Genomic DNA, 24316 nt, shown 5'->3' with positions numbered 1-24316 from the left:
GCCAGCGCGTCGAGTCTCGAGTCGGGGCCGCGCGCGGCGGCCCGGCGGCTCACTGCGGCGCGATCCCGCAGTCGTCGACCTCGTTGGGCACGCAACCCTCGCAGTCCCACGACCAGTTGTCGAGGATCGCGGTGGTGTCGTAGGTCGAGTCACCCATGTCGAAGATCGCGAAGGTCAGCGAGAAGGTCTCGCCGGGCTTCACGCCGCCGGTCGCCTTGTACCAGCCGGTCGCGCCGCCGTCGGCGATGTAGCCGGTGCCCTGCAGGTGCTGATCGCCGCCCTGGCAGTTGGGGTCGAGGAACTCGCACTCGCCCTGGAAGTCGATCGGCCACAGCGCCGTGACCGTGAGCGGCTGCCCGTTGATGAACGTGACGTTGCCGGTGTAGTCCTCCGACGACTGCCAGACGACGAAGATGTCGTTGTAGTCGGTGTTGACCCACTCCGGGAACTCGGCCGAGAAGTAGGCGAAGTCGAAGGTGTAACCGTTGGCGTCGGCGATCTGGCCGTTGGCGATCGCCGGGGAGGTCACCTCGAAGCCGAACCACATCTTGTCCTCGGCGTCGCCGCCGCCGAGCGCCCACTGGGCGGCGATGGTGTTCGAACAATCGTTCGTGCCGTCGCAGTTGGTGAAGCCCATCGGGTCGGGGCTGCCGTTGACCGCGGTCATCGGCGGGGGCATCGTGTCGGTGTCCCACTGGCCGCCGATCGCGACGTCGTTGTACACGTCGCCGTCGGGGACGATCACCGCGCCCTGCGGGTTCGGCGGCGGCAGCAGGCCCGAGCTGATCAGCAGCACCTTGTCGCCCTCGCGCGAGCCCCAGAACGGCGCGTTGGTGTTGGGGTCGATGAAGGTGCCGTACGACTTGGCGACCTGCCACGACTGCTTGCCCAGCATCGGCGGCGCGGCCTGGAAGGTGGCGTTGGCCACGCTGACCGCGTTCTGATTGTTCGTCCACTGCCCGCCCAGCGAGGTACAGTTGAGGCCGATCGCGTGCAGCGCCTCGTTGGAGTCGGCGTCGCACGGCAGGTGCATCTGCGCCAGCGGACACTCCTCGTCGCTGGTGTCGTTGGTGTCGTTGGTGTCGTTGGTGGTGCTGGTGCCGGTATCGGTGGTGGTCGTCGTGGTGTCGACGCCCTCGGTGGTGGTCGAGGTGCCCTCGGTGGTCGTGCCGGGATCGGTCGACGTGCCCGGATCGGTCGTGCTGGTGTTGCCTTCGGTCGACGCGTCGGTGGTGGTGCCCGGCCCCGGCCCGGTGGTGGTCTCGCCCTCGGAGTCGGAGTTGGACCCGGCGGTCGTCGAGGTCGGCTGGTCGTTGGTTTCGCCGTCGGAATTCGAGCCCTGGCTGGTCGTCCCCGGCCCGCCGTCGGTGTCGGTCGCGGTCGAGCTCTGGCCGGCGGTAGCGGTGATGCCGCCATCCACGCTGTCACCGCACGCCGCGCCGAGCAGGGCCAGGACGCTCAGTCCCGTCACACGCCAATCACTGTTCATCGTCATCGTCGGATCCTTCGCGAGAGAAAAGTCGGGACCTTGTAGGTCGAGCTCGCTTCTATCAGAGACCCGCGCGCCACTGCTAGCGCGTTTCCACACGTGGCACGCGCCGCAAGATCGGTCGACGTCTGGACATGTGTCTCGGGCGAGATGTCCGAAAGGACATCTCGCCGTTCACCCGCGAATGGCGGTACGCCGGACCTCCCGCTCCAGGTGCGAGCCATGGAAGGCTCGCCCGTCGGCGTCCGTGAACTCCTCGCGCTCCACGTCGAACGATGTCGACCCACCTCGGATCGCGGTCGAACGCGACGACAGCCCGCTCTATAAATGGATGACTCCGGTTCAATACCACAGCCTCGGCGTCGATCGTCGCCGCGTCGGCGCGCGGCCCGGCCGCCACCAGCCTCAGGTGTTCGAGGCTGAAGTTCGACGGCAATCGTTCGTGTCGCTCCCGCAAGGTTCGAAGTTCGGCACGAATTGCCTCCAGTAGCCGCACTGTCGAGGGCGGCCGCCGCGAGCTCGGCGAAAGTGTCCGCGAGTTCAGGTTGGGCCCCGGGGGCTGCCGGCCGCGGCGGCTCGGCTCGCCGGGGCCGCCGCCTGGCGCAGGCGATCGCGCAGCGGCTCGAGCAGCGGCGGCAAGCGGGCGTCGTCGATCCGGCTCGAGATCCGCCGCACCGCCCGCGAGACGTGGAGCCGCAACACCGCGTCCGGATCTTCGTCGACCAGCTCGCGGCGGGCCACGCGGGGGAACGTGCGATCGGGGCGGAACCCCACCCGCCAGTGCTCGCCCGCGCAAGGCTGCAGCGCGAACACCGACACGAAGCCGACGCCGGAGCGGCCGATCTTCGTGCGGTCGTCGTCCTTCGTCGACGAGAACAGCCGCGTCAACTTCGTGTCGATGATCCGGCGGTCCATGGGGTCGCCAAGTCGTCGACGTCGATCACCAGCCGGCCGTCCTCGAGCCCGCAGCGGATGTCGATCTCGTTCGAATCGGCGTCGATCGCGTCCTGACCGGCTCGCGGAAGCACACCAGCGGATCGGCGAACGGATGTACCAGGCCGGCCCGCGCCTCGTCGCCTGCCTTCCCCGGCCACCATGCTGCGGCGATGTTGCCGCACGGGGCTCGACAAGGTGCGGACCGGCGTGGCAAGACGGGGCCTCTCCAGGCTCCGGCGCGCATGAACGCTCTTCGCCCCCGCCTCCGCGATCGGCTGTGTGTCGCCGCCTTCATCGTCCTGTGGATCGCGCCGACCGCCTATCACGGGCTGTGGCGGGCCCCGCTCCCGGGCGAGCCGGCGCTGCTGCACGACTGGCACGACGTCGCCTGTCTGTTCCCCACCCGGCCCAAGGTGTGGAACATCTACTTCGTCGAGGTCCAGCGGGCCGGGCGCCGCGAGTGGGAGCAGCTCGACGAGACCCTCGACTTCGGCATGGAGCCGTTCGGGCACCGCACCCGGCTGCACCGCTTCCTCGTCGCCTGGGGCGTGCAGCGCGACGCCGGGCGGCGCGAGGTCGCCGACTACCTCGTCGCCAGCGATCGCGGGCGGCACCCGGAGCTGCCGCCGATCGTCGCCCTGCGGTTCGTCTGGACCGGCTTCGTCCCCAGGCCCGACGACATGGCCCAGGGCGCCTGGCGGCGGCCGCCGCTCGCCCAGATCCCGCGGCACGAGCGGCGCGTCCTGTCCGTCCACGAGTACCCGGAGCGCGCGCCATGAACCTCCTCGCCCGCGCGCGCGCCGGCTGGGAGCGCTTCTGGTACGAGCCGGTCGACCCTGTCCGCCTCGACGCGTTCCGCCAGGCCTTCACCTACACCCTCGTCTTCTACACCTTCGCCTGGGCCATGCACGCCGGCGAGTGGCTCACCGCCGCCGGCTACCACCCCTCGCCCGCCGTCGACGCCTACTACGCCCCGCACGTCCCGCTGCTCACCCGCGCCGCGCTGTGGCCGTTCTTCGCCGTCTACTTCGGCGCCATGCTGGGCGTCATCTTCGGCTGGGCCCGGCGCGCCGCCGTCTGGGTCGTGCTCGCCGGCCTCCTCTACGTCTCGCTGGCCGACCCGATCAGCGCCTTCACGATCAACCGCCTCTACGTGTTCGGCTTCCTCGTCCTGGCCTTCGCGCCAGGTCCTTCGGGACAGGGCCCCGACGCCAGGATCCCCGCCTGGCCGATCCGCGTGCTGCAGCTCTCGCTGCTGATCCACTACGTCGCCTCCGGCCTGTGCAAGTCGCTGCGGGGCGACTGGTTGGCCTACGACGACGTGCTGTGGGTGCAGGTGCAGGGCGTCTACTGCACCGACGCGGCCGCGTGGCTGCTGCGCGTCCTCCCCGCCGGCGTGTGGACGCTCCTGCAGCACGCCGCCCTCGGCTTCGAGCTGTTCGCCCCGCTCGTGCTGGTCCCACGCCGCCTGCGACCGCTCGGGTTCCTGCTGGGCGTCGGCCTCCACGTTGTGGTCGCCGTCACCATGTACCAGCTCATCTACTTCAGCCTGCAGATGATCAGCCTCTACGTCGTGTTCGTCGACCCGACGCGGCTGCGTCGGTGGCTCGCGCGCCTGTCCTGAAGGACACCTCGCGGCCTCGCGCCTGGCACCGGCCTGCGACCGGTCAAATACTGCCATGTCGGCCATGACCGACGTCCCGACCGCCCGCGACCTCCACGCCCCCGCGGACATGGTGCGCTGGTACGCGCCGGTTCAGCTGCTCCGGACGGCCGCGCGCGTGGCTGTGTCGACCGTCCTCGGCGATCAGCTCGATCGCCGGATCTTGCGGCCCACGCCGGCGCACGAGCTCACCGACTTCTCGCACCGCGACCAGCTCGTGCTCGACTTCGTGTCCGATTCGGGCGACGGCTGGAACCCGACCTACGCGGTCGCCTACTGGGCCACCCGGCCGATCCTCCGCGTCCAGGGCCCGCACGGCCGCGCCTACGAGCTGCCGCGCGCCAGCGTCCTCGTGTTCGGCGGCGACCAAGTCTACCCGACCCCGAGCCGCGCCGCCTACGAGCAGCGGCTCGTGCTCCCCTACGAGTGCGCCTTCGAGCGCAGCCAGCCGCCGCACCCGGTGCTGTTCGCCGTGCCCGGCAACCACGACTGGTACGACAGCCTCGCCACCTTCACCAAGCTGTTCCTCGACAAGCAGTGGTTCTGCGGCTGGCAGATCCACCAGCGCGCCAGCTACTTCGCCGCCCGCCTGCCGCACGACTGGTGGCTCGTCGGCGTCGACGTCCAGCTCGGCTCCGACATCGACGCCCACCAGGTCGAATACTTCCGCGCCCTCGCCGAGCGCATGGGCCCGGGCGCCAAGATCATCCTCTGCACCGCCGAGCCGCACTGGGTCCGCGCCCACGAGCAGCGCGACCGCCGGGCCCGGGCCCGCCGCGTCCGCGACGGCAACCTCGCCTTCCTGGAGCGCCTGTTCGGCCAGCGGATCCGCGTGTTCCTGTCCGGCGACCTCCATCACTACCGCCGCCACGCCACCGCCGACGGCCGGGTCCAGAAGATCACCGCTGGAGGCGGCGGCGCCTTCCTTCACCCCACGCACGTCCTCCACGACGACCCGCTGACCGGCGGTTACGGCCTGCGCTGCGCCTTCCCCGACCCCGTCACCTCGCGCCGCCTCGCCTGGCACAACCTCGCCTTCCCGCTGCGCAACCCGACCTTCGGCGCCGTCACCGGCCTCCTCTACCTCCTGATCGGCTGGAACATGCGCGCCGCGCTCGGCGGCCCGCCGGCGGTCGAATTCGTGCCTGCCCTTTCGGACATGTTGTGCGCCACCCTGCGCTCGCCGTGGGCCGCGCTGTGGCTGCTCGTCACCGCCGGCGCGCTGGTGTGGTTCGCCGACGCCCGCCGCCCGCACCTGCGCCTGCTCGCCGGGCTCAGCCATACCGCCGCCCACGCGCTCGCCGTCCTCGCCCTCGCCTGGCTCGGAGGACAGCTCGGCCGCGCCCTCGCCCTCGAGTGGAACAGCCCCGGCGAGCTCGGCCTCGGCCTCGGCCTCTTGCTCGGCCTCGGCTGGGTGGTCAGCGCCGCGATCTTCGGCGTCTACCTGCTCGTCGCCGTCAACCTGTTCCGCCGCCACGGCAACGAGGCCTTCTCGTCGCTGCGGATCCAGGACTTCAAGCACTTCCTCCGCCTGCACATCCGCCGCGACGGCGCCCTCGTCATCTATCCGATCGCCCTGCGGCGCGTGCCGCGGCGCTGGCGAACCATGATCGGCGCCGATCCGGGCGAGCCGAAGCTCGTCCCCGACGATCCGCACCCCGACACGCGCCCCGGCCTGATCGAGGCCCCCATCGTCCTCGGACCCGGTTGACGCCGCCGCGCGGCGGCTCGCATACTGCCGTCACCGAGGCCCATCCATGGAAGAGCTCATCCAGCAGATCGTGTCCAAGACCGGCATCTCCGAGGCCAACGCCCGCAGCGCGATCGAGACGGTCGCCAACTTCCTCAAGGCCAAGCTCCCCGGCCCGCTCGCCGGGCAGGTCGACGCGGCTCTCGGCTCGGCCGGCGGCGCGCTCGGCAACGTCGATCTCGGCAACATCGGCTCGAGCCTCGGCGGCCTGTTCGGCAAGAAGTGAGTCCGCGGCTCAGCCGACCGAGAACGGATAGCGCACCGCGACGTCGCCCGCCGCCGCCACGATCGTCGGGAACGTCCACGACTTCACCGTCGCGGTGATGCAGCGCTGCACCCCGGCGTGGTCGACCGTGCTGCTCTCGATCGACGCCGCGCGGACCTTGCCGCCGCTACCGATCGTGAACGCCACCTCGACCTTGCCGGTCGCCGGGCCGTCGCGGAAGCACTGGCGCACCTCCGGCGTGTGGCGGCGGATGACCCCGCGGATCAGATCCTGCCCCACCGCCGCCGTCCACTCCACGCGCTGACGCGGCGTCTCGCGCACCTCCGGCACCGCTGCCTTCGTGAACGCCGCCTCCTTGCGGCCGGTGCCCGGCAACCCGCGCTTGCGCTTGGCCGCCAGGCCCGCGAGCAGATCGCCGAGGTCGAGGTCGACCACCGCCTCGGCCACGCCCCCGCCGCCGCGGATCGTGTCGCCGAGCCCGAGCCCCGCGATCGCCCGCGGCACCGTCCGGGTCGCCGCCGCCCACGCCGAGTCGCTCGCGGGCGACGGCGCGTAGTGGCGGATCGACGCGTCGAGCGACGCCGTGTACTCCCGCAAGATCCGGTCGAACTCCGCCAGCCCGAGAAAACCTGCCTCTCGGGACCTGTCCTCGGGGTCCTGTCCTCTCGACCCTGTCACCGTCGGCGCGTCCGGCGTCGCGCGCGACGGCGACTCGACCGGCGTCGGCCGCGGCGCGCGAGCGATCGGCGCGCCCGGCCCCTCGCTCGCCCGCTCGGACGGCGCGCCCGGCTCGGACGGCTTCGGCGGCAACTCGGCCGTGTAGCGGATCAGCCGCTCCTGCAGCTCCGGATCGTCCCAGCGCGGCGGCTCCGCCGTCGGCCCGTAGATCCGGATCAGCAGCGCCAGCGTCAGGAACAGCGCCAGCGAGGCCGCCTGCGCCAGCCACAGCGGCCACTCGAACACCGGCCGCCACTTCACCGCCGGCTCGGGCGGCCCCGCCCGCAGCTCGAACGTCAGCGGCCCGACCTGAACGATCGCACATGTCCCGTTCGCCAGCTCGACGGTCTCGCCGGCGACCAGCGGTCGCGCCTCCGTCGCGCTCGCGCGCAGCTCGCCGGTCGCCGCCGCCGGCACGTGGAGCCGCGGCGAATCGCCGCCGAGCGCCACCAGCGTCCAGCAGCCCTCGGCGTCGGCGCCCGTCACCGCCACCGTCGTCTGCGCCCGCGGGCCCTCGCCGACGCGATACGCGCGGGCCCGACCATCCACCACTGTCACATCGACGATCGTCGCGCCCTGTCGGGCGACCACCTCGACCACCAGCGGACGGGCGCGTTCGGTCACGGGGGCTTGGACGTCGCCCCGCTCGCGAAGTTCCCGGTCGCTGGCGCGCCTCACGGCGGCACCAGCGCCACGCGCGAGGCTGTCGCGTTGAAGGCCAGCCAGACCCCCTCGATCGGCCCGTCCGGGCCGGCGAGTTCATCCACGCTGGGCAGCAGGTCGGGGTGGCTCTCGGCGCAGCCCTCGGGCCCCTGCACCATCGCCCACAGGTTGTAGGTCGCCCCCGACACCTCGATGTCGACGGTCTCGGCCGACGCGCGGGTGAGGAACCCGGACACCACCCCGTGCACGATCGCCTGCGGGTCCTCGGCGTCGTCGAAGTTGAACGTGACCTGCGTCTGCAACATGTTGAGCGGCGCATCCGCGGCGCCGAGCGGCAGCGCCAGCTCGACCGCGCTGGTGCGGAAGCACGTCGGCTCGGGCGCGTGGAGCGACGACACATTGTCGGCCGCGAACACGGCCGGATCGAGCGCCAGGCACGGCGCCTCGGTGACCACCTCGACCGGCAGCTGCAGGCTGACGCCCTCGGCCGGCACGCACGTCTGCTGCGCCAGGTCGCACGACTCCGTCTCGCCGAGCACCGCCGCCAGCGCCGCCGGATCGAAGTCCGCGAAGTGCAGCACCAGGTTCAGCTCCCCGTCGGCGATCTGCTGCGTCAGCCCGAACATGTTGACGAGCCCCGTCACGTCGAAGCAGATGTCGGAGAACAGGTGCGGATCGACCAGGCGCAGCGAGTCGATGCGGAAGGTCCGCGGCTCGGGTGACGCGCCGGTCGTCGACGTCGACGTCGTCGGCTCGTCCGTGGTGGTGCTCGTCGACGTCGTCGACGTCGTCGAGCAAGCCGCCTCCGTCGCGCAGCCGAGCTGCGGCGGCCTGTCGTGGAAGCAGCCAGCCATCACCAGCGCTGCGCCGAGCGCGAACGAGCCGTGAACGATCGGAGCGAGCCTCGTCACCGATCTTCAGTATACGCCGACCGCCGCGCGCGAGCCCGTCCTCACCGCAGCCGCGGAACTTTCGCGGCGAGGGCCTGTCTCCTGGCCCGCTGCTGTTCGTGGAGGTTCGTCGTGGTCCGTCCGCTCGCGCTCTCGTCCTTGTGGTCGCTGCTCGCTCTCGCCTGTACCCCCGTCGCCGACGGCGAAGAACCCGAGCTGGATGCCCCCGACGACGGCGCCGAGTCGACCGGCCCGGTGCTCCGAACCGGCCCCGAATCGTCCACCTGCAGCGGCCCGCGGCCCGCCGAGCTCGTCCCCGTCGATCCTGCGGCCGACCCCGTTCAGGCCCAGCTCAAGATCGCCGCCGGTGGCGATCGCTGGCTCGGCCTCCCGCTCCAGGCCATCCGTTACGACACCGTCGTCGTCGGCACGCTCGCCGAGACCACCGTCACCCAGACCTTCGTCAACCCGGGGAGCGAGCGCCTCGAGGCCATCTACAGCTTCCCGCTGCCCGACGACGCCGCCGTCGACGACTACTGGATCCGCGTCGGCCCGCGCTCGATCCGCGGCCTGCTCAAGCGCCGCGAGGACGCCCAGCGCAGCTACGACGAGGCCCGCCAGGCCGGTCGCACCGCCGCGCTCCTCACCCAGGAGCGGCCCAACATCTTCACCCAGGCCGTCACCAACATCGGCCCCGGCGAGACGATCGAGGTCGAGATCCACCTCGTGCAGCCGCTGCGTCAGCGGTCGGGCCGCTACTCGCTCGCGCTGCCCACCGTCGTCGGTCCGCGCTACGCCCCGCCGGGCGGCGTCGCCGACGCCGATCGGCTCACCCCGCCCGTGCTCGCCGCCGGCGTCGACTCCTGCGTCCCCGTCGAGATCGCCGTCGACATCGACACCACCCTGCCGGTCGCCGACGTCACCTCGAAGATGCACGCCGTCACCGTCACCCCGCAGGCGCAGGGCGTCGCCGTCGCGCTCGCGCGCGGGCCGGTGCGAGCCGACCGCGACTTCGAGCTGAGCTGGCGGCTCGCCGGCGCCCAGCCGCGCGCCGAGCTCATGGCCCAAAAGACAGGCGATGACGGCGGCTACTTCGCGCTCACGCTCCAGCCGCCGCAGGGCTTCGACGCCGGCCGCTCGCGCCCCCGCGAGCTCGTGTTCGTCGTCGACGTGTCCGGCTCGATGGCCGGCATCCCGCTCGACACCGCCAAGGCGGCGATCGAGCGCGCCCTCGCCGGCATGCGCAGCGACGACACCTTCAACCTCATCACCTTCTCCGGCAGCGCCCTGTCCTTCGAGCCAGCCAGCGTCGCCAACACCGCCGACAACCGCCAGCGCGCGCTCGACTTCCTGGCCCGGGCGCGCAACACCGGCGGCGGCACCGAGATGCTCACCGGCGTCGCCGCCGCGCTCGACGCCCCCAAGGATCCCGAGCGCCTGCGCATGGTCCTCTTCATGACCGACGGCTACATCGGCAACGAGGGCCGGATCTTCGACGCGCTCGCGGCCAAGCGGGGCGACGCCCGGGTGTTCGCGCTCGGCGTCGGCAGCAGCGTCAACCGTTTCCTGGTCGAGGGCCTGGGCCGCGTCGGTCGCGGCGCCGCCACCGTCGTCGGCCCCGGCGAGCAGCCGACCGCCGTCGTCGACGAGTTCTACGAGAGCATCGATCGACCTGTCCTCACGGACATCTCGATCGATTGGGGCGGCCTCGACGTCGAGGACATCGCCCCCGTCCGCCTGCCCGACCTGTTCGCCGGCCAGCCGCTCGTGCTCCACGGCCGCTACCGCGGCGCCCTCGCCGGCGAGGTCAAGGTCCGCGGCAGGCTCGGCGGCGCCGACGTCGAGCTCCCGGTCGAGCTCACCAGCGCCCGCGTCCGCGAGCACGACGGACTCGCCAGCATGTGGGCGCGCAAGCGGATCGACGACCTCAGCCACTACCCGTTCCACCCGCACCCCGGCGAGCTCACCGGGGAAGCCCGCGACGCCGTCGTCGAGCTCGCCCTGCGTCACCGGATCTTGACCGCCTACACCGCCTTCGTCGCCGTCGACGAGCGCCGGGAGAGGCAGCCTGACGGCAGCCTGCGGACCGTGCAGATCCCCGTCGAATCACCTTTCGGCGTCGACATGAACGGCGCCGGCGAGGGCAGCATCGGCCTCGGCTCCACCGGTCTCATCGGCAAGGGCGGCGGTGGCAGCGGCAGCGGCTACGGTCGCGGCGCCGGCGCGGGCTTCGGCGGGCGCGGCACGCGGGTGCCGACCGTGCGCCAGGCCAAGGCCGACGTCACCGGCTCGCTCGACCGCGAGCTGATCCGCCGGGTCGTCCGCGCCCACGTCGGAGAGGTGCGCGCCTGCTACGACCACGGCCTCAAGCGTGATCCCAACCTCCGCGGGCGCGTCACGCTCGACCTGCGCATCGAGACGAGCGGCGAAGTCACCAGCGCCGCTGTGGTGGAGGACACCCTCGCCGAGAAAGGCGTCGGAGCCTGCATCGCCGCCGCCGCGCGCCGCTGGCGGTTCCCCGGAGACGCGCCCGGCGTCGTCACTGTGCGCTACCCCTTCGTCCTCGAGCCCGGCTGAGGCACACTTAAGCGGCATGACGGCCTCTTTCGCGCTTGGCGACGTCGTCGCCGCACCTGGCGAGCTCGTCCACGGCTGGTTCGAGCTCGCCACCCTGCCGACCGGCCACCGCGAGCGCCTGCCGATCGTCCTCGTCCGCGGGCGCGAGCCCGGACCGACGGTGTGGATCACCGCCAACATCCACGGCGACGAGGTCACCGGTCTCTCCGTCGTCCACGGCCTGCTCGAGCACGGCCTCGCCGACCGGCTGCGCGGCACCCTCGTCGCCATCCCCAGCCTCAACCCGGCCGGCCTGCACGCCCGCCAGCGCGTCTCCTACCTCGATCGGCGCGACCCCAACCGCCTGTTCCCCGACTTCCCGCCCGAGCCTGGCCAGGGCAGCGATCACCCGGCCGTGCTCGAGGCCGGCTACGCGCGCCTGTTCGCCGAGATGCGGCGCGCCGACTTCCTCGTCGACCTCCACTGCTACGGCCTGCGGGCCTGCTGCTTCATCATCCGCGATCGCGTCCTCTATCGCCGGCCCGAGGACTTGCCGGCCGCGCGCGAGCTCGCCGATCGCCTCGACGCCCTGTGCGCCTGGACCGGTCTGCCGGTCGTCAACGAGATCCCGAGCGACCGCTACCTGCAGGCGCGGCTGCACCGGTCCGTCAGCGGCACCGCCCTGCTGCAGGCGCGGATCCCCGCGATCACCGTCGAGCTCGGCCTGACCGGCGCCGTCGACCCGGCCGCGCGCCAGGCCGGCATCACCGCCTGCCTCAACGTCCTGCGCGGCGCCGGCATGTTGCCCGGCGACATCGAGCCGGTGGTCGGCATCCCGATCCCGCGGGTCGAGTTTCCGGTCATGCGCGACCTCGTGCCGCGCGCGCGCGCCACCGGCATCGTCCACTACCACGTCGAGCCCGGCGACGTCGTCTGCGTCGGCGACCGCCTCGCCACCCTCAGCGACATCCACGGGCGCTCGCTGCCGGCCGGGGGCGACGTGCGGGCCGACGTCGACGGCTGGATCCTCGCCCTTCCGCACGGCGTCCTCTGCTACGAGGGCGAGGCCGTGGTCCACATGGCCGTCCCCGACACCGGCCCGCCGGTCGAGCTCGACCCGAACTACGACCCCTCGATCGCCCGCTGACCCGTCTGCCCGTGAGGGCATGTCCCTGTGGCCATGCCCGTCCGGACATGCGCGCTCGGACATGCCCCCAAGGTCAGTCGTCGAACAGCGGCACCGGCACCAGCGTCGTGTCCTTGAGGCGGGTCTGCAGCTCCTCGATGTCGGCCGGCTTCACCCCGTAGGTGCCGATCATGATCATGTGGCCCTTGAAGCTGTGGGCCTCGTGGAAGCGGACCAGCGCGTCGAACGCGGCGTGGAGCAGGCTCTTGTGCTGCGGCGTCTGCTTGTGCGGCACCAGGGCCAGGTAGAGGTCGAGGTCCTTGGGCGCGATCTCGGTCAGCTCGGTGAAGATCCGGACCGTCGTGCCCTCGATGCCCTCGGGGCGGATCGAGTCCTGCGTGATGCGGTAGACGAACTCGCTGCGGACGCCCTTCGTCATGTGGAACACGACGACCTGGCGGTACGGGATCCCGGTCGTGCGGCTCTGCTGGTGGGCCAGGTCGATCGCCTTCGACACCAGGCGGCCGACGCGGACCCCGCCGACGGCGACCACCACCGTGCGCTGCTGCGGGTCGATCACCGTCGACTCGACCGTCTCGAGCACGCGGCGGACGTAGCGGTAGCCGGCGCGGATCAGCGGCCGGTGGTTGTAGACCAGCACCACCGTGCCGACGAGGACCAGCACCACCCACACCAGCGTGCGCAGCTCCTCGAGGTGCGAGCTGCTGGCCGCCCACAGGCTGAGCAGCGCGTACGACAGCGCGGACACCCCGAGGAACGCCGCCACCGGCACCCGCGTGCCGAGCACCGAGATGTTCCACGGCGCGGTGTAGACCCGCCGCTCCTCGCCCTTGAACTTGCGCAGCAGGATGAACGCCGCCATCCCCGAGAACATCACCAGCCCGAACATCGCCTTGTGCCAGCGGTCGAGCGACAGCGGGTTCCAGTCGGACTGCGAGCCGAGCAGCACCGCCGCCGCCAGCAGCAGCCAGTGCAGCCGCGCCAGCGCGCCGCGCGCGTTCGGGGTGATGAGCGCGCGCGGCAGCAGGTTGTCGCGCGTCATCGCCAGCCACAGCCCGCGCGACCCGGCGAGCCCGGCGTTGACCGCCCCGATCAGCATCAGCGCCGCGCTCGCCACCAGCGCCGCCTGCCACGCCCCGCCGACGCCCGACACCCCCGTCAGCGTCGAGCCGACGTGGTAGCCGAGCGCGCCGACGAGGTCGCCGCTGCGCGACAGCAGCACCTCGGGCGGCAGCAGCAGGAACACCTGCAGCGCCAGCGAGCCGCCGACCACCAGCAGCGTCAGCAGCATCGCCCAGTAGATCTTCGGCACGTCGCGCTGCGGGTTCTCGAGCTCCTCCGGGATGTTCATCACCGTCTCGACCCCGGTCGCGCTGAGCACCCCGTTGCCGACGCCGGCCAGCAGGATCGGCGCCGAGAGCATCGCCAGCCCCGGGATGATGCCGATGTCGAACGTCGCGTCGAGCGGCACCGCCGGGGCCGCCCGGCCGTAGCCCGACCACACCGACGACCAGTCGACGCCTTGCAGCGCCAGGCACACGTAGCCGCCGACGATGGTCGCGCCGATGATGAGCAGGTTGACGAGGAAGATCGCCTTCGACACCCGCACGCTCGGCTTGAGCCCGAGGTTGTTGAGCCGCAAGAGCAGCCCGATCGGCGCGAAGGTGGCGACGATCGGGTCCGGCACCACCGCCGAGAACAGCAGCGCCACGAAGGCGATGAGGCCCTGGCGCAGCGCCACGTAGCGCCACTCTCGCGGGGTCACCCAGATCCCGAAGCCGATCGCCGGCAGGGCCGACAGGGCGACCACGCCGATCGTACCTGTCCCGAGGACCACCTGGCTGAGCGCCGTGATGTGGGCCCCGTAGGCCAGCAGGCACGCCAGCGTCGACACGGCGTAGGAGATCGAGATGATCACGCCGACGAACGCCGACACCGCCACCGCCAGCTTGCCGAGGTGGCCGAGCGCGTAGCGGGTCATCATGTACGTGCCGCCGTTCGACAGCGTCAGCAGCACCGCCTCGATGTACAGCGGCGCGAGCAGCAGCAGCAGCACGTACAGGCCGACCTGCACGACCGGCGTCGCGTAGCCGACCCCCGCCGCCAGCAGGAAGCCCGACACGAAGTAGGGCGTGCTCAGCGGCTGCGGCCCGACCAGATAAAAGCCCTCACGCCAGGACAGGCGTGGTCTGGAGGGCTCCTCGTCCGTTTCGCTCCCCATGCGGCGCCATGCGACTTATGCCCGCGCCGGCCGGCGATGACAACCGATCCAGGCCACGGGACCGGCGCCCGCCCGGCGCGGCGGGCGAAAATGCGCACAGCCCGGAGCGAGCGCCGCCGGGCTGTGCGAGGGCCGATAGCGGGGGTCCCGCCCGGCCGCGAACTCGAGTTCCGCCGACTCGCGGCGCGACTACTTCGCTTTCTCCGCTTTCGGCGCTTCGACCTTCGGCGCGGCCGGCTTCGGCTCCTTCTTCGCGGGGGCCGCCGGCGTCGCGCCGCTGCCCGCGGGCGCGTCCTTGAAGAACTCCGCCTTCGCCTTGCGGATCTGTTTGAAGCTCGCGTCGGAGATCACATAGAACCACTTGCTGAAGCGCGCCGACAGCTGCTTGGCCCGCTTGGCGCCCGGCGCGTCCTCTGGGTTGCCGCCGGCGGTCGCCTTGGTGTCGAGCGTCGGGTCGTAGAACACGTCGACGAACATGTAGCGGTTGGCGTCCTTCTTGGCCGCCGCCTCGTCCTCGGGCTTGGGCGCCGCCTCCCCGCCCTCCTGGCCGGCCGTGAGCGCGAGCCCCGAGTCGTAGGTGACCTCGCCGAAGTAGAGGTTGTAGACCACGCCGTCGTCGCAGATGGCCTTGACCTCGCCCTCGTTGCCGTAGAGGCGCGAGCCGTCGCGGGTGACGAAGAAGCCCTTCGACTGCAGCGCCTGCAGCGTCAGCATCTCCGGCCGCGGGCGCACGCCGACGATCTGCAGGCGGTCGAGCCCGCTGATCGCCTGCTTGACCTTGAACGGGTCGAGCTCCTTGCCCGCGATCGGCGTCGAGCCCTCGGCGAGCAGCCACGAGCCCTCCGGGTCGGCCGCGTCCTTCTTGACCAGGAACGGGTCGCTGCCGGTGACCTTGCCCTGGCTCTCGTCGACCTTGTACGTGTCGCTCATGAACGACACGACCTGGTCCTGCTCGAGCTGCAGCAGGTCCTTCTCGATCCAGTCGGTGAAGTTGGTCGAGATGTCGACCTCGATCTTCACCGCGTAGACGCGCTTCTGGTCGGGCAGGCGGACGTAGCGGTAGCCCTCCTTGTCCTCGACCTTCTTGCCGAGGATCACGTCGGCGAGCACCGTGCCGGACGCGTCCTTGATCGTGATCCGCTGCCCGCGCTCCTTCGCGTTGGGGTCGGTCGGGTCGTCGAGGCCGTAGCTCGACTGGTCCTCGGGGCGGTCGCCGCGGTAGATGTCCTTCTTCACGTCGATGAAGGACGCCGCGGCCTTGCCCATGCGCTCGGTGCCGTCGGCCGGGTAGTCGTTGTGGCTCGGGATGGTCCAGCGGCCGTCCTTGAGCTCGACCTTGAACGACGTGTTGCGGGCGGCCGTCTCGTCCCAGCCGATCACCTCGAGGCTCGCGGCCTGCGACGGGTCGGTGAAGTTCGGGAACAGCAGCTGGCCGGTGTCTTCGTAGGTGACCTGAGGGACAGGTCCAGGGCGCATCGCCACGGCGCCGCCGAGGCTGGCGAGCGCGACGACGACGGTCAGGATGGTCGTGCGGTTCATGCGGCACCTCGCTTCCGGGAGCTCGGGATCGACTCGGCCTCGCGGCCGCGCTTGCGCAGCCACACGCCGAAGCCCAGCACGATCGGCAGCAGCAGCGGCGTCGTGCTGGCCAGCAGGCGGACCTTCGCGCGCACCGACTCGACCGCCTTGTCGCGCTCGTTCTCGGTGGCCTTGAGCGCGCGCGCCTTGTCGCGCTCGATCGTCTCGCGCTTGGCCGCCAGGCGCCGGTTCTCGGCCTCCTCGCGGCTCTTCAGCAGGACGGCCTTGGTCGTCTCGTCGAGCGACGCGTCGTCCTGAATCTTCTTGACCGCGGCGTCGAGCGCCTCCTGGGCGGCCTTGAGCTCGGCCTCGGCCTTGGCGTTGGCGGCCTCGATCTCGGCGTTGCGCTTGTCGTCGGCCTCCTTCGTCAGCGCGTCCATCGTCGTCATGCGGCGGTACTGCGCCTTGCGCCCGCGCAGCTCGACCAGGCCGGCGTCGCCGGTCAGCGTGTCGATCGCGTTGAGCAGGAAGGTGACGTTGTCGAACCGCAGGTCGTCGATGCCGTCGCCGTCGAGGTCGCCGCCGCGCTCGTTGAGGACGAAGAACTGGTCGCCGAAGATGTCGAGGTCGGCGACCACGATCACGTTCTTGCCCTTGCTCGCGGCCTCGCCCGACGTCTCGCCGGCGGTGATGTGCGCGGCGATGACCTCGCTCGCGCCCGTCATCGTCCGCTGGCGCGGCAGGATCGGGCCCTGGAGCCCGAACAGCATGTGCCGCTCGGTCATCTCCTCGAACTTGTTGTAGCCGCCCCTGGTGCCGGTCTGAAGCAGCGGCACGAACTGCGACTCGAACCCGGCCGCCGGCTTGATCGAGCCGCCGAACAGGACCACGACCTCGTTGATGCCGGACACGACCGGATCCTGGCCGTTGAACGGCTTGGTGCCGTCGGGCCGCTCGGTCACGAACACCACCTGCGGCGGGCTGCCGGCGAAGCGCGGGTGCGGGTTGTCGGTGTCGAACACGATCTTGTCCGACTCCCAGTTGACGCCGATCTTCTGCAGGAACCCGAGGTAGTCGCCCTTCGGCTCGCCCTGCTCCTGCATGCCGAACATCATCCCCTGGTTCTGGCCCGGGGGCGGCAGCATCGGCTCGCTCGGCGACAGGCGCATGTCGAACAGCGGCATCGGGTCGACGGTCAGCAGCGCCGGGCGGCCCTCGTCGATGTACTTCTTGAGGTGCTCGAGCTGCGCCGTGGTCATGCTGCTCATCTGCGGCACCAGCAGCACGTCGACGTCCTTCGGGATCTCGGCGCCGGGGTTGAGGCTGCGGACCTCGTACTGCTTCTTGAGCTCGCCGATGACGCGCCAGGCCGGCTGCTGCTTGCGCGCCTGCAGGTCGAAGTTGCCCATGATGGTCGCGTCGGTGCGCAGCACCCCGACGACCTTCTTCTTCTCCTGCGTGACCGTGCGCAGCGCCCGGACCAGCTCGTACTCGGGCGACATGCCGCGGTCGATGAAGGGGATCGTCTGCTCGTGCGGCCCGCTGGTGACGGCCACGCCGAGGAACACCTGCATCTCCTGCACGCGGTCGCCGTCGCGGTTGGCGACCACCTGCGGGCGGATGCCGTACTTCTCCTCGGCCTCGACCGCCTCGTCGGAGAACGACGACGGCTCGACGATGCGCACCGTGAGGCCCTCCTTGCCGCGGGCCTCCATCTCGCGCAGCACCGACAGCAGGCGGGCGCGCACGGTCACGTAGTCGCGCGGCACCTCGCGCGACACGAACGCGTGGATCGCCACCGGCCGCTCGGGCGTGACGGCGTCGATGAGGTCGCGGGTGGCCGAGGTGACCTGGTTGAGCTTCTCGGCGGTGACGTCGGCGCGCACGTTGGCGCGCTGGGCCATGTAAGTCAGCGAGACCGCCGTGACGGCGATCGACGCGAAGCGGATGAAGCGATGGACGCGCGGGTGCATCACCAGTGCCTCCGGGACAGCAGAAGACCGCAGAGATAGAGCGCGACGGCGGTGCCGCCGGCGAAGAACACGACGTCGCCGAGGCGGATGACGCCCTCGCCGAAGCTGGCGAAGTGCGACGGCGCGTCGAAGGCGGCGAACAGGCCGGTGAAGCCGGGCACGACGTCGCCGAGCCACAGCACCACGCCGACGAACGCGCCGACCAGCGCCGCGTAGCCGGCGTGGATGCCGGAGCCGAACGCGACCAGCCAGCCGAGCGAAGCCAGCCCCGCGAGCAGCGCGACGCCGATGACGCCGCCGCCGATCGCGACCGACTGGGCCAGCGCGAACGCGGCGCAGCCGAGCACGCCGAGCACGAACGCGACCGTGACGTTGGTCGTCAGCAGCGAGCCGATCATGCCGACCGCCACGAACAGGGTGCCCATCAGCCAGTAGCCGAGGAACGTCGAGAACATCAGGCCGACGTCGGGCTCGCCGAGGTAGGCCAGCACCGCGACGTTGGCCAGGCTGAACGCCAGACCGATCGACAGCACGCCGACGGCGCCGAGGAACTTGCCGAGCACGACCTCGGTGTCGCGCACCGGCAGCGTCAGCAGCAGTTCGTCCGTGCCCGCGCGGCGCTCGTCGGCCCACAGCGTCATCGTGATCGCCGGCACGAACAGCATCAGGATCAGCGGCATCTGCCGGTTGAGCGTCGCCAGGTCCGCGAGGTTGCGGTCGAAGAACTCGCGCGGCCAGAACGCCGCCCCGGCGCACAGGGCGATGAACAGCGTGAGGAACACGTAACCGGTCGGGTTGCCGAGGAAGCTGCGCAGCTCCTTGCCGGCGATGCCGAAGATCACGTCCTTCGAAGACGTCGTCGCCATGACTACGCGGCCTCCTTGCGCCGCTTGTCCATCAGCGCGTAGAAGCGCTGCTCGACCGAGCTGCCGGCGCGCAGCTCGTCGAGCGTGCCGGAGAACACCAGCCGGCCCTCGCCGACGACGATGACCTCGCTGGCCACCGCCTCGACCTCCTGCAGGATGTGCGTCGACAGCAGGATCGTCTTGGTCCGCCCGAGCTCGCGGATGAGCTCGCGGACGTCGCGGATCTGCAGCGGATCGAGGCCGCTGGTCGGCTCGTCGAGGATCAGCACCTCGGGGTCGTGCAGCAGCGCCTGGGCCATGCCGACGCGCTGGCGGAAGCCCTTCGACAGCTTGCCGACCGGCTTGTCGAACACCTCGCCGATGGCACACTGGCGGGTCACGCGCTCGATCGCCGACTTGAGGCCGTTGCCGAGCCCGCGGACCTTGCCGACGAACTCGAGCGTCTCGCGCGGCGTCATGTCGGCGTAGAGCGGCCCGTTCTCGGGCAGGTAACCGAGGCGCTGGGCCATTTCGATGCGCTGGTCCGGGTGCGTCGGGTCGAAGCCGAGGACCCTGGCGCTGCCGGACGTCGGCGCGAGGTAGCCGGTCAAGATCTTCATCGTCGTCGACTTGCCGGCGCCGTTGGGGCCGAGGAACGCGGCGACGGTGCCCTTGCGCACCTCGAAGGTGACGCTGTGCAGGGCCGCGAAGTCGCCGTAGATCTTCGACAGGTTCTCGGCGCGGATGGTCACGCTGCGACTGGAATTCGATTCGTGCGTGGTCATGCGTGCTGCTCTCGCGGGGGCGGCCGCGCGCGGCCGCTCGGGTCGCACGCGACGGCCGGTCTGCAGAGGAGCGGGGCTCCGCGGTGCTCCGCGGTGGCTCCACGTGTGGATCCGGGACAATCCGCGGACCCGCGGCACGTGCGGCGGCGCGGGACCTACCCGCGCGACCGCATGTGTATTCCTTCCGACCCGAACTGACAAGCACCAATTTCCCAATCATGCCGGGCTTGTGGCATAGGCTCTCGCTGATGCCGGTCTCGCCGCGCCCCCGCAATTTGCCTCGCCTCCCCCGCGGATTTCAGCGCTGGTCGTCGCCCGTGTGCGCTCTCGGCCTCGCGCTCGCATTCGCGTGCGGCGGCCGCCCCCCGACCGAAGCTGCGCCGTCGGCCAGCGCTCATCAATCGCTGTCGGCGGGGACCAGCCCGGCACCGGAGCCGACGCCTGCCCCGCCTGCGCCCGCCCCTGCGCCGGCGCCCGCCGCCCCCGCGGCGGATCCCCCGCCCAGCTCCCCCGCCGGCGCCGGCGGCACCGCCCCGCTGACCGCCGAACAGCGGGCGACGATGTTGGCTGGCCCCGAGGACAGCCTCATCGAGACGCCGATCCACTACATGAAGAGCAACGAGGTCCGGCACGACGTGTTCTTCCCGTACGTCGCCGGCAAGGGCGGCGTGTACGTCGGCGTCGGCTCCGATCAGAACTACACGCTCGCGGCCGCGGCCGGCAGCGAGCTGATGTTCCTCCTCGACATCGATCGGAGCGTCGTCGACCTCCACCGCTGCTACGAGGCCCTGATCGAGGCCTCGCCCGATCCCAAGACCCTGTTCGATCGCTGGACCGCGGGCGCCGTCGACGAGAGCGTCAAGATCCTCGAGGCCGCCTACGCCGGCCTGCCCGAGGCCGATCGCAAGCGCATCGTCCGGCTCTACAAGGCGGCGCGAGAGACCGTCTACATCCACCTCGACCGCGTCTACCGGCGCCACCAGGGCGACCGGCCGACAACGTGGATGTCGAACCCCGAGATGTACCAGTACATCCGCGACATGTTCCTCGCCGATCGCGTGCGCATGATGGGCGGCGACCTCACCGGGCCCAACTCGCTGCAATCGGTCGGCGCCGCCGCCCGGGCGCTGAACCTGCCGGTGCGCGTCGTCTACTTCAGCAACGCCGAGGAGTACTTCGACTACAACAAGCAGTTCGTCGCCAACGTCGAGGCCCTCGTCGGCGACGAGGAGTCGCTGGTCCTGCGCACCATCTACAGCAAGAAGTGGGTCCACGCCGATCAACTGTGGGCCTACCAGGTCCAGCCGCTGTCCGACTATCGGACCCGCCTCGGCGATCGCAAGAACCGCTCGCGCAACCCCATGCTGCGCTACGCCGAGCTCGACGGCACCCTCAACAAGGACACCGGCGTCAAGGGCCTCAGCCTGATCAACCTCGCCCCGCGCGGCGCCGGCTGAGGGGGCGCGCAAACCCTCGCGCATCGCCCTCGCCGCGCCCGCTGTGGGCCCGTTCCCTGCAGCCTCGTCCTCGCCGTCGCGGCCCCGCGCGCACTGTCGCCGCGACGAACGCGATCGCCGAGGACGACCGAGCGCGGCATCCACCACGTCGCTGTGCCCGTCTTCACCTGACGCGTGCGCGCGCCCGGCGACGGTGCGAGCCCTCACGGCCCCGGCGTCCTCGCCGGCCTCGGGGCGGCGGCTAAAGTCGGCGCAGTCATGACGCGCCTCGTCGACCTCAGCCCAGAAGCATTCGCAGCGCACCTCACCTCGCTCGGCCGCCGCCGCGCCTACTTCGTCCACGACAACGGCGTCGTCCGCAGCTCGCACCCCGAGCTGGCGGAGATCGCGACTCACCTCCTCGGCGACACCCGCGACTATCACCGCCACGAAGGAGTCTTCCTCGAGGTCGGCGCGACCACGGGCGCGCTGTTCGGCGCCTTCGTCCACAACACCACGCGCGGCCAGGGTCAGGGCGGCCTGCGTTACTGGCCGTACGGCGACCTCGCCAGCTTCCTCAGCGACGGCCTGCGCCTGTCGCACGGCATGACCCGCAAGAGCGCCCTCGCCGGCCTGTGGTGGGGCGGCGGCAAGGGCCTCATCGCCCGCCACATCGACCATCCCTATCACGACGTCGGCTTCCGCGAGCGCCTCTACACCGAATACGCCGGCTTCGTCGCCAGCCTGCGCGGCTGCTACATCACCGCCGAGGACGCCGGCACCGGCCCCGCGGACATGGCCGTCGTCCATCGCGGCACCCGCTTCGTCACCTGCATCCCGCCGGCCCTCGGCGGCGCCGGCAACCCCTCGCCCGCGACCGCCAAGGGGGTCGTGTGCGCGATGGAGGGCGCCCTGGCGCACCTCGGCCTCGGCGCCCTCGCCGGCAAGAAGATCGTCATGCAGGGCACCGGCAACGTCGGCGCGGCGATGATCGGCGAGCTCGTGCAGCGCGGCGTCGGCTCGATCCTCGCCAGCGAGCTCTCGCCCGCGCGGCGCGAGCAGCTCGAGCGGGAGTTCGCCGGCGCCCCGCTCACCGTCGTCCCGGCCGAGCCGGGCGACAACCGGATCCTCGCCGAGCCGTGCGACATCCTCGCGCCCAACGCTCTCGGCGGCGTCCTCAACCCCGACACGATCCCCGGCATCCAGGCCCGCATCGTCTGCGGCGCCGCCAACAACCAGCTCCTCGACGACGTGCGCGACGGCGAGGCCCTGCGCGCGCGCGGCATCGTCTACGTGCCCGACTTCCTGTGCAACCGCATGGGCATCGTCTACTGCGCCAACGAGCAGTACGGCAAGGTCCCGCACGACGCCGCGATCGAGCGCCACTACGGCCGCGACTGGGACAACGCCGTCTTCGTCGTCACCCGCCGCGCGCTCGAGCTGGCCGAGCGCGAGAACATCACCTCCGCGGCCGCCGCCAACCGCCTCGCCGACGCCCTCGCCACCGAGCCGCACCCGATCTGGGGCCACCGCGCGCGGGCGATCATCGCCGGCCTCGTCGCCGACGGCTGGGCCGACTGAGCCTGTCCCTTCGGTCAGGCGAAAGACCTGTCTCTTTCGCCATGTCCTCCCGACCAGGCCTGAGCGCGCGGCGGCCTCGCGCCCGGGCCTGTCTCTTCGGCCAGGTGCCGGCCCGGGGCCTCACCGCTGCGCCGGTCCGGCCGCCAGCAGCGGCGACAGCTTCAGCAGCAGCACCGGCCACAGCTGCAGGACGCCGGCGATCAGCGCGGCCGCCGCGTAGGTCTGCCACGCGCGCACCCCGGCCCGCCACGCGTCGCGGAGGGTCAGCGCCGCGATCGGCAGGAAGAACACCATCGCGCTGATGCACCCGGGGTTGGGGCGCCCGCCGGTCAGCGACGGCAGCAGGTGGAACAGCAGCGCGTTGATCACCATCAACGCGGGGAACGCCAGGGCGCACGCCGGCATCCGCCAGCCGAGCGCCGCCGCCGTCACGCCGATGACGATCACCACCGCGTTGGTGACATAGAAGGTCGACCAGCCGGGGAACATCATCCCGACCGACTGCGCCCAGTCGAGCCAACCGAAGGCCAGCTCTTCCATGATGTGCAGGCCGTACACCGGCACGCAGAGCCAGAGCAGGCCCGAGAAACCGTCGCGTTCGCTCGTCATGCCGCCAACATGCCCGGCCGGCCGACGGCACGCCCGACCGGCGGCGCCAACCGTCGAACCGGACGCGCCAACTCGTGCCGCGACCGCAGCATTCGAGCAGCTCCCGCCGATCCCCCGCCCCGCTTCGTCGGTCCCCCGGGAGCCCGATATGCCCCTCCTTCCGCCCGGCGAACCTGTCGGCTCCGCGCGCAGGAACGGCCGGAGCGCCCCGGTCGCGGCCGCTAGCCGCGGTACTCCGACGGACTCGCGCCCGTCCAGCGGCGGAACGCCCGGCTGAACGCGCTCAGATCCGAGAACCCGAGCATGAACGCGATGTCGGTCACCGTCGCGTCGCGCCGCCCGAGCCGGGCCAGGGCCGTCTCGCGCCGGACCGCGTCGACCACCTCGCGGAAGCTCGTGCCCGCCTGTCGCAGCCGCCGCTGCATCGTCCGCTCCGACGTCCCCAGCGCCCGGGCCACCGACTCCGCCAGCGCCTCGCCCTCGCCCAGCAGCGCCTGCACCTGGCCTCGCAGCGCGGCGACGAACGCCGCCTCGCCCCCGCGGCCGCGCAGCTCGTGCTCGAGCTGGGGCAGCAGCGTGCCGGCCAGCCCCGCGTCGGCGCCCTGCATTGGCAGCTCGAGCACCGCGCGCGGGAACACCAGCGCGTCCTCCACGGCGCCGAACCGCAGCGGCGCCGCGAACGATCGCTCGAGCGGTCCCGCGTCACGCGGCGCCGGGTCGCGCAGCCGCACCTCCGTCAGCAGTTCGCGCCGGCCGGTCGCGCGGCGCAGCTTCGTCGTCCACACCGCCAACAAGAACTGCGCCAGGTGAGGCGAGCGCGGCAGCTCGCCGCGGAGCCGATGGCCGAGCGTCGCCCGCTCCCCGCGCAGCTCGAACCACGCGTCGTTGGCCTCGTGGTACAGCGCCTGATAGCGCAGGAACTGTCGCCCCATCGTCCCCACGTCCGCGCAGTGGGCCAGCGCGAGGTCGACGAGGTCGAACGGCGCCGCTCCGACCAGCTCCGCCGCGAACACGCCGAACGCCGGATCTCCGCTCGCCCTCGCCATCGCTTCCCACACCGCGAACGCCGTCGAGTGCGGCACCCGGGCCGTCGCGTCGCCGAAAGTCGTCCGCGAGATCCGGACGTCCTGCGCGAGCTCGGCGAGCGGCCGCCCCGTGCGTGCCGCGGCCGCGAGCAGCGGGACCCGCACCGACTGGATGCACACCCCCGGCTCGGCCATCCTCCCGAGGATATCGCAGGAGCTGCGCGCGTTCCTCCTCCACCACCCGTCGCAGGGGACCGCTCGCCGAGGACCTGGCGTCCGGAGCGGT

20 protein-coding genes are annotated in these 24316 nt (G+C 71.6%); 9 read left to right on the top strand and 11 right to left on the bottom strand.

Annotated elements, in window-relative coordinates; translation table 11 throughout:
• Positions 1–49: 49 nt before the first annotated feature.
• A complete protein-coding gene (locus tag NAEX_RS46675) occupies positions 50–1471 on the bottom strand; it encodes a choice-of-anchor L domain-containing protein (protein WP_096334394.1) in 1422 nt (473 codons plus the stop codon).
• A 349-nt stretch (positions 1472–1820) separates the two neighbouring features.
• Here NAEX_RS46675 and NAEX_RS51860 point away from each other — a divergent pair, with 349 nt between their 5' ends.
• On the top strand, positions 1821–1979 hold the full coding sequence (locus NAEX_RS51860) for a hypothetical protein (RefSeq protein ID WP_170136620.1): 159 nt from the start codon (positions 1821–1823) through the stop codon (positions 1977–1979).
• A gap of 50 nt (positions 1980–2029) precedes the next feature.
• Here the strand turns inward: NAEX_RS51860 and NAEX_RS46670 are convergent, their stop codons facing one another.
• A complete protein-coding gene (locus NAEX_RS46670) occupies positions 2030–2404 on the bottom strand; it encodes a hypothetical protein (RefSeq protein WP_096334393.1) in 375 nt (124 codons plus the stop codon).
• 263 nt (positions 2405–2667) lie between these two features.
• On the opposite strand from NAEX_RS46670, the gene NAEX_RS51855 reads away from it, so the two are divergent.
• The 4 genes from NAEX_RS51855 (at position 2668) to NAEX_RS46650 (ending at position 6064) form a co-directional block, all read left to right on the top strand.
• Positions 2668–3204 (top strand): hypothetical protein, encoded by a 537-nt coding sequence (locus NAEX_RS51855; RefSeq protein WP_096334392.1) that lies wholly within the window; start codon positions 2668–2670, stop codon positions 3202–3204.
• Positions 3201–4049 (top strand): HTTM domain-containing protein, encoded by an 849-nt coding sequence (locus tag NAEX_RS51850; protein ID WP_096334391.1) that lies wholly within the window; start codon positions 3201–3203, stop codon positions 4047–4049. Before NAEX_RS51855 ends, NAEX_RS51850 begins: the two co-directional genes overlap by 4 nt.
• Positions 4050–4113: 64 nt before the next feature.
• On the top strand, positions 4114–5799 hold the full coding sequence (locus NAEX_RS46655; RefSeq protein WP_143140150.1) for a hypothetical protein: 1686 nt from the start codon (positions 4114–4116) through the stop codon (positions 5797–5799).
• Positions 5800–5845: 46 nt separating this feature from the next.
• Positions 5846–6064, top strand: a complete 219-nt coding sequence (locus tag NAEX_RS46650) for a hypothetical protein (protein ID WP_096334389.1) — start codon at positions 5846–5848, stop codon at positions 6062–6064.
• 9 nt (positions 6065–6073) lie between these two features.
• Here NAEX_RS46650 and NAEX_RS46645 read toward each other — a convergent pair whose 3' ends face one another.
• Both NAEX_RS46645 and NAEX_RS46640 read right to left on the bottom strand, forming a co-directional pair.
• Positions 6074–7405 carry an AgmX/PglI C-terminal domain-containing protein gene (locus tag NAEX_RS46645; RefSeq protein ID WP_096334388.1) on the bottom strand — a complete coding sequence of 444 codons (1332 nt, stop codon included), beginning with the start codon at positions 7403–7405 and terminating at the stop codon, positions 6074–6076.
• 50 nt (positions 7406–7455) lie between these two features.
• A complete protein-coding gene (locus NAEX_RS46640; protein WP_096334387.1) occupies positions 7456–8355 on the bottom strand; it encodes a hypothetical protein in 900 nt (299 codons plus the stop codon).
• 111 nt (positions 8356–8466) lie between these two features.
• Here NAEX_RS46640 and NAEX_RS46635 point away from each other — a divergent pair, with 111 nt between their 5' ends.
• Together NAEX_RS46635 and NAEX_RS46630 are read left to right on the top strand one after the other, a co-directional pair.
• Positions 8467–10911, top strand: a complete 2445-nt coding sequence (locus NAEX_RS46635; RefSeq protein ID WP_143140151.1) for a VIT domain-containing protein — start codon at positions 8467–8469, stop codon at positions 10909–10911.
• A gap of 16 nt (positions 10912–10927) precedes the next feature.
• Positions 10928–12037 (top strand): succinylglutamate desuccinylase/aspartoacylase family protein, encoded by a 1110-nt coding sequence (locus NAEX_RS46630; RefSeq protein ID WP_096334385.1) that lies wholly within the window; start codon positions 10928–10930, stop codon positions 12035–12037.
• A 73-nt stretch (positions 12038–12110) separates the two neighbouring features.
• On the opposite strand, the gene NAEX_RS46625 is transcribed toward NAEX_RS46630, so the two are convergent.
• The 5 genes from NAEX_RS46625 to NAEX_RS46605 form a co-directional block, all read right to left on the bottom strand.
• A complete protein-coding gene (locus NAEX_RS46625) occupies positions 12111–14258 on the bottom strand; it encodes an APC family permease (protein WP_096334384.1) in 2148 nt (715 codons plus the stop codon).
• 189 nt (positions 14259–14447) lie between these two features.
• Positions 14448–15797, bottom strand: coding sequence for a DUF4340 domain-containing protein (locus NAEX_RS46620; protein ID WP_096334383.1), 1350 nt, complete (start codon positions 15795–15797; stop codon positions 14448–14450).
• A complete protein-coding gene (locus NAEX_RS46615) occupies positions 15794–17749 on the bottom strand; it encodes a Gldg family protein (protein ID WP_096334382.1) in 1956 nt (651 codons plus the stop codon). Before NAEX_RS46615 ends, NAEX_RS46620 begins: the two co-directional genes overlap by 4 nt.
• Entirely contained in the window at positions 17749–18615 is an 867-nt protein-coding gene (locus NAEX_RS46610; RefSeq protein WP_096334381.1) for an ABC transporter permease, read from the bottom strand. Before NAEX_RS46610 ends, NAEX_RS46615 begins: the two co-directional genes overlap by 1 nt.
• A gap of 2 nt (positions 18616–18617) precedes the next feature.
• The gene (locus NAEX_RS46605; RefSeq protein ID WP_096334380.1) at positions 18618–19379 is read right to left on the bottom strand and encodes an ABC transporter ATP-binding protein; all 762 of its coding nucleotides are present in this window, start codon (positions 19377–19379) and stop codon (positions 18618–18620) included.
• Between the two features lie 560 nt (positions 19380–19939).
• Here NAEX_RS46605 and NAEX_RS51845 point away from each other — a divergent pair.
• Positions 19940–20836 carry an LIC_10091 family protein gene (locus tag NAEX_RS51845; protein WP_170136549.1) on the top strand — a complete coding sequence of 299 codons (897 nt, stop codon included), beginning with the start codon at positions 19940–19942 and terminating at the stop codon, positions 20834–20836.
• A gap of 258 nt (positions 20837–21094) precedes the next feature.
• Positions 21095–22396: a Glu/Leu/Phe/Val dehydrogenase dimerization domain-containing protein gene (locus tag NAEX_RS54210; RefSeq protein WP_096334379.1), complete on the top strand. Its 1302-nt coding sequence runs from the start codon at positions 21095–21097 to the stop codon at positions 22394–22396.
• Between the two features lie 120 nt (positions 22397–22516).
• Here the strand turns inward: NAEX_RS54210 and NAEX_RS46590 are convergent, their stop codons facing one another.
• Both NAEX_RS46590 and NAEX_RS46585 read right to left on the bottom strand, forming a co-directional pair.
• Entirely contained in the window at positions 22517–23005 is a 489-nt protein-coding gene (locus tag NAEX_RS46590; RefSeq protein ID WP_096334378.1) for an HXXEE domain-containing protein, read from the bottom strand.
• A gap of 221 nt (positions 23006–23226) precedes the next feature.
• Positions 23227–24225, bottom strand: a complete 999-nt coding sequence (locus NAEX_RS46585; protein ID WP_096334377.1) for an AraC family transcriptional regulator — start codon at positions 24223–24225, stop codon at positions 23227–23229.
• Between the last annotated feature and the right edge of the window lie 91 nt (positions 24226–24316).

The organism is Nannocystis exedens (genome assembly GCF_002343915.1).
In the GTDB taxonomy this organism is placed as follows: Bacteria; Myxococcota_A; Polyangia; order Nannocystales; family Nannocystaceae; genus Nannocystis; species Nannocystis exedens.
The sequence above is the reverse complement of the archived record's forward strand: the minus strand, read 5'-3'. Positions and strand labels throughout refer to the sequence as shown.